The sequence below is a fragment of the Streptomyces sp. NPDC091371 genome, from assembly GCF_040684275.1.
GTDB lineage: Bacteria > Actinomycetota > Actinomycetes > Streptomycetales > Streptomycetaceae > Streptomyces.
Genome location: NZ_JBFBFP010000026.1, coordinates 1 through 4,600, shown reverse-complemented (window position 1 = coordinate 4,600; position 4,600 = coordinate 1). Strand labels below are relative to the sequence as shown.

Sequence of the window (4,600 nt, the reverse complement as noted above, 5' to 3'; positions counted from 1 at the left end):
CGCCGTCGTCTCGCGCACTGTCGTTCCGCGCGCCGTCGTCTCGCGCACTGTCGTTCCGCGCGCCGTCGTCTCGCGCACTGCCGTTCCGCGCGCCGTCGTCTCGCGCACTGCCGTTCCGCGCGCCGTCGCCTCGCGCGCCGTCGTTCCGCCCGCCTTCGCCCCGCGCGCCGTCGCCTCGGGCGCCTTCGCCCCGCGCTCCTTCGCCCCGCGCGTCCCGGCCCCGCGCGTCCCGGCCCCGCGCGTCCTGGCTCCGCCCGGCGAGCTCCCGCAGCCGATCCAGGCCCCCCTGCCCGGCTTCGCGGCGCGCCGCCGCCTCCGCGTCGAGCACCTCCACGCGCTCGAACTCCGCGCGGATCTCCCGTACGACCTCCTCGGCCAGCCGCGTCTTGCCCACGCCGGCCCGCCCCGTCACGGTCACCAGCCGCACCGACGGGTCCCGCAACCGCTCCCGCAGCGCGGCGGCTTCGAGCTCCCGGCCGACGAGCTCCGTCCGCGGGCCCAGCACTACCGCCATGGTTCTCCGTAGGTAGGGGACTGACCGCCGAAGGGCCCGCCCTGATGGATCCGCCACACCCCGGGCCGCACCTCCACGGCCCCGACCCCGCCCCGGGCCGCGCCGCCGACGAGGGCCCGCAGGGAGCGTTTCGCGTAGACCTCCAGGCGGTGGTCGCGCAGGGCGTCCGCCAGGCGCAGGCACTCGCCGAACCAGGCCCGGGCCGACTCCGGTCCCTCCTGGGCCAGCGCCACCAGGGCCCGCGCCCTGCTCGCCTCGTACCGCCCCCGCGTCCGGCCCGGCGCCGCCAGGGCGGCGAGGGCCGGCTCCAGCAGCGCGGCCGCCTCGGCGGCGGCCCCGTGGTCGAGCCGCAGCTCGGCCAGGCCCACCAGCGCGCGGCCCGCCTCCTCCTCGTCGCCGGCCTCCCGGGCGAGTTCGAGGGCCTGCGCGAACAGCCCCTGCGCGCGCTCCACGCGCCGGTAGCGCCAGGCGAGTTCCCCGAGCGAGCGCAGCATCCGGGCCTCCGCGGAACGGTCCCCGCAGCGCCGCGCGGCGTCCAGCCCCCGGGCGTAGCACGCCTCCTCGGCCTCCGGGTCGGGCTGTGCCCGCCCGCCGCCCGCGTCCGTCAGCCGTACCGTCAGCTCCCACAGCCCGGCGTCGTACGCGGTGCGCGCCAGCCGTACGAGGCCGGCCGCGTCCGGCTCCGGTGCGCGGCCGGGCGCCCGCGCGGCCTCCGCGTACGCCCGGCACACCCGCCGCGCCGCCGCGCGCGCCACCGCGGGCCCGTCCTCGTCGGCCAGCCGCTCGGCCGCGAGGAGCCGCAGCAGGTCGGGGACCCGCCACGGGTCCCGGTCCGCCTCCGCGTCCACCTCCACCAGCCGCTCGTCGGCCAGGGCTTCGAGGCAGGCCAGGGCCCGCGCCTCGGTCAGGTCCAGCGCGGCGGCGGCCTGCCGGGCGCCGAACCGGCCCGGCGGCAGTACGGACAGCAGGCGGAACTCCCGCCGCCGCTCGGCGGGGCAGGCCGCGTACGCCTCAGTGAGCCGGGCCCGTACGTCCACATCGCCGGTGCGCAGGGCGTCCAGCCGCCCGCCCTCCTCGCGCAACCGCTCGAGGAGGGTGCCCGGCGTCCAGTGCGGCCGCGCCGCGAGCCGGGCGGCGGCGGCCCGTACGGCGAGCGGGAGCCGCCCGCACAGCTCGGCGATGGCGGCGGCCACCTCGGGCTCGGCCCGGCCACCGCCGCCGCGTACCGCGTCATGCCCGCCGAACAGCCCGGCGAGCCGCCCCGCCTCCTCCGGGCGCCACGGCCCGAGCACCACCGCGCGCAGCCCGGGAAGCCCGGCGGGCAGGCGGCCCGCGGTGAGCAGCACGGTGTGCCCCGGGGCCAGCAGCGGCCGTACCTGGGCCTCGGAGGTCACCCCGTCCACCACCAGCAGTGCCCCAGGGGTGCGGGCCGCCGAGGGCGGGATCCCTTCGCCGCCCCGCAGGTCGAGGAAGGACACGCCGCCGGGGAAGGCGTCGGCCGCCCGGTGCGCGGCCTGGACCGCCAGAGCCGTCTTGCCGGTGCCCGGCATGCCGGTCACGGCGATCGGTCCGCCGCCCGCGCCCGGTCCGGCGGCGCCGCGCAACAGCCGCTCCAGCTCGGCGAGTTCGGCGGCCCGGCCGGTGAACCAGGGGTCGGGGGCCGGCAGCGACGCGGAACCGCCGCCCCCCGCACCGCCCGTCCCGAGCGCACGAGGACGCCCCTCGACCTGCTCCCGTACGCGAGCCAGCTCGGGATCGCCCTCCAGGATGCGCCGCTGGAGCTGCCGCGAGTGCGGGCCCGGCTCGATCCCGAGCTCGTCCACCAGGGTCTGGCGCAGCAGCGCGAACACCCGCAGGGCCTCCGCCTGCCGCCCGCACCGGTACAGCGCCACCATCAGGTGCGCGTGGAACTCCTCGTGCAGCGGATGCTCCGCCACCAACTCCTGGAGTTCCGCAATGAGTTCCCGGTGCATACCCAGGTGCAGCTCGGCCCGGACGCGTTCGTCGAGCGCCGTGGTGCGCGCCTCGCCGAGCCGCACGGCCGCACCGTCCAGCAGCGGCCCGTGCGGGGTGTCCGACAGCAGGGGACCCCGCCACAGGGCGAGCGCCTGCCGCTGCAGATCGGCCGCGGCGGCGAAGTCCGCGGTCAGCAGGGCCTGGTGGCCGCGCCGGGACAGCTCCTCGAAGCGCCCGGCGTCGAGCTCGCCCGCGCCGACCCGCAGTACGTACCCCGGACGGCGGGTGACCAGCACCTCCGGGCCGTCCTGCGGATCCGCTGCCCGCAGCGACTTGCGCAGGTGGGACACGTACACCTGGAGCGTCGTCGTCGCGGTGCGCGGAGGAGCCTGCGGCCACAGCTCGTCGATGAGGCCGTCCACCGACACGACCTCGTTCGCACGGACCAGCAGCGTCCCGAGGACGACCCGCAGCTTGGCGGCCTGCGGAGCTCCGCCGCTGACCTCCAGCGGGCCCAGGATCCCGAAACGCACCGTGCTCACGTGCTCAGTAGTCCTGGACCACGGACGTACGGGCCTCGGCCACCGCGCGCCGGCGCTGCGTCAGCGTCAACGTGACCGGCACCGTCGGCCGGCCCTCGGAGTCCCGGCCCAGCGGACCGGCCACCGCGACGCAGCGCAGCGGCAGATCGCGCTCCGCCTGCCCGCGGAAGTGCACCTGGCACGCCCCGAGCGTGCTCCGCGCCGGGTCGAGCCCGTGCGCGCGGCCCGCGGAGAGCAGCGAGGTCTGGCGCAGCGCCTCCAGCAGGTGCAGGCCGGAGAACTGCCCGGCCGCGCCGTCGAACACGGGGCTGACCGGTGTGGACAGCACCCAGGTACTGATCCGGCCGCGGGAGGCGTCGGCGGGCTCGCTGATGACGACGTTCTCGTCGGCGTACCGGCTCACCTCGGCGGCGTCCGCCGGGCGCGGCGGCCCGTCCGGGGCGTCGTCGAGCTCGGGCGCGGCGCGCATCGCGCGGCGCGAGTGCTCCACGTGCTTGGCGTACAGCTTCGGCATGAGGAAGACCAGCCCGGCCGCGCCCGTGGCGCACGGGCGGCCGTCCAGGGTGACGTCCAGGTGGAAGTCGAGCCCGCGCGGAACCTCGGCCACCACGTTCGCGGGCCGGGCCCTGATGTGCGTCTCCATGGCCACGGGGCGACCGCCGGCGCGGTCCGCCCGCCAGGCGGAGAGGTCGGTGAGGTCGAGCGAGAACCGGTAGAAGAGCCCGGGCCGGTCCTCGGGCACGCCGAAGTAGCGGTGCCCGACGAACTCGCCGATCTCGCGCACGGTTCCGGTCGCGATCTGGAGGTCGTGGAAGTGGCCGGGGCCGTCGTTGAAGAGCGGGTGAGTGACGGGTGTCTCGCCGACGAGGGTGAAGTTCTCCTCACCCAGGCTGGGTGCGTCGAGGGCGTAGTAGGCCCGCGAGGGCGGACGGTGGATCAGATGCTGCGCCACCGTCGCCGTCGCCGTCGCGTGTCCGTGGATGGCGGGAGCCGAGGTCGTGCGGTTGTCGACTGTCATGTCCCTCTCCTTCTCTCGGGTCATGGTGGAGCGCTCCGACGACCCCCAGCCACCCGCCCCCGGTGTCCACAAGGTGCATGGCATGAAGGTGCACCTACGCTGGCCGACCATGGGATACGACGTGCACGTCACACGGGCCGAGTTCTGGTGGGACGAGGACGGGCCACGCATCACGGCCGAGGAGTGGGCCGCGGTGGTCGCCTCCGACCCCGGCCTCGAACCGGCGGGCGCGGCGACGGCCGCCGGGATCGCGTACGAGAGCCCGTGGCTCGCCCGCACGGTCCCGGGCGGGGCCTGGCTGGACTGGCGGGACGGCCGCATCGTCGCCAAGAACCCGGACCGGGCACTCCTCGCCGCGCTCCGCACCATCGCCCGAGCCCTGGGCGGCGGCGCCCACGTCCAGGGCGACGACGGCGAGCCCTACCCCTAACTCGCCCCCCGCCCGCCTCGCGACGCCCGCCCCCGCCCCACCCGCCGCCGCGCTCCGCACCATCGCCCGAGCCCTGGGCGGCGGCGCCCACGTCCAGGGCGACGACGGCGAGCCCTACCCCTAACTCGCCCCCCGCCCGC

General features: G+C 77.4%; 3 protein-coding genes and 1 pseudogene. 1 reads left to right on the top strand and 3 read right to left on the bottom strand.

Going from position 1 to position 4,600, the window contains the following annotated elements; all coding sequences use genetic code 11:
* The 3 genes and pseudogenes from AB0O21_RS25375 to AB0O21_RS25365 form a co-directional block, all read right to left on the bottom strand.
* Nucleotides 1–514, bottom strand: a pseudogene (locus AB0O21_RS25375) (hypothetical protein); the annotation flags it as partial.
* The gene (locus AB0O21_RS25370) at nucleotides 505–3,012 is read right to left on the bottom strand and encodes an AfsR/SARP family transcriptional regulator (RefSeq protein WP_365174276.1); all 2,508 of its coding nucleotides are present in this window, start codon (nucleotides 3,010–3,012) and stop codon (nucleotides 505–507) included. The pseudogene AB0O21_RS25375 and the gene AB0O21_RS25370, both read right to left, overlap by 10 nt.
* Before the next feature lie 4 nt (nucleotides 3,013–3,016).
* Nucleotides 3,017–4,030 carry an AfsA-related hotdog domain-containing protein gene (locus AB0O21_RS25365; RefSeq protein WP_365174274.1) on the bottom strand — a complete coding sequence of 338 codons (1,014 nt, stop codon included), beginning with the start codon at nucleotides 4,028–4,030 and terminating at the stop codon, nucleotides 3,017–3,019.
* An 82-nt stretch (nucleotides 4,031–4,112) separates the two neighbouring features.
* Here AB0O21_RS25365 and AB0O21_RS25360 point away from each other — a divergent pair, with 82 nt between their 5' ends.
* Nucleotides 4,113–4,460, top strand: coding sequence for a hypothetical protein (locus tag AB0O21_RS25360; protein ID WP_365174271.1), 348 nt, complete (start codon nucleotides 4,113–4,115; stop codon nucleotides 4,458–4,460).
* The last annotated feature ends 140 nt before the right edge of the window (nucleotides 4,461–4,600 follow it).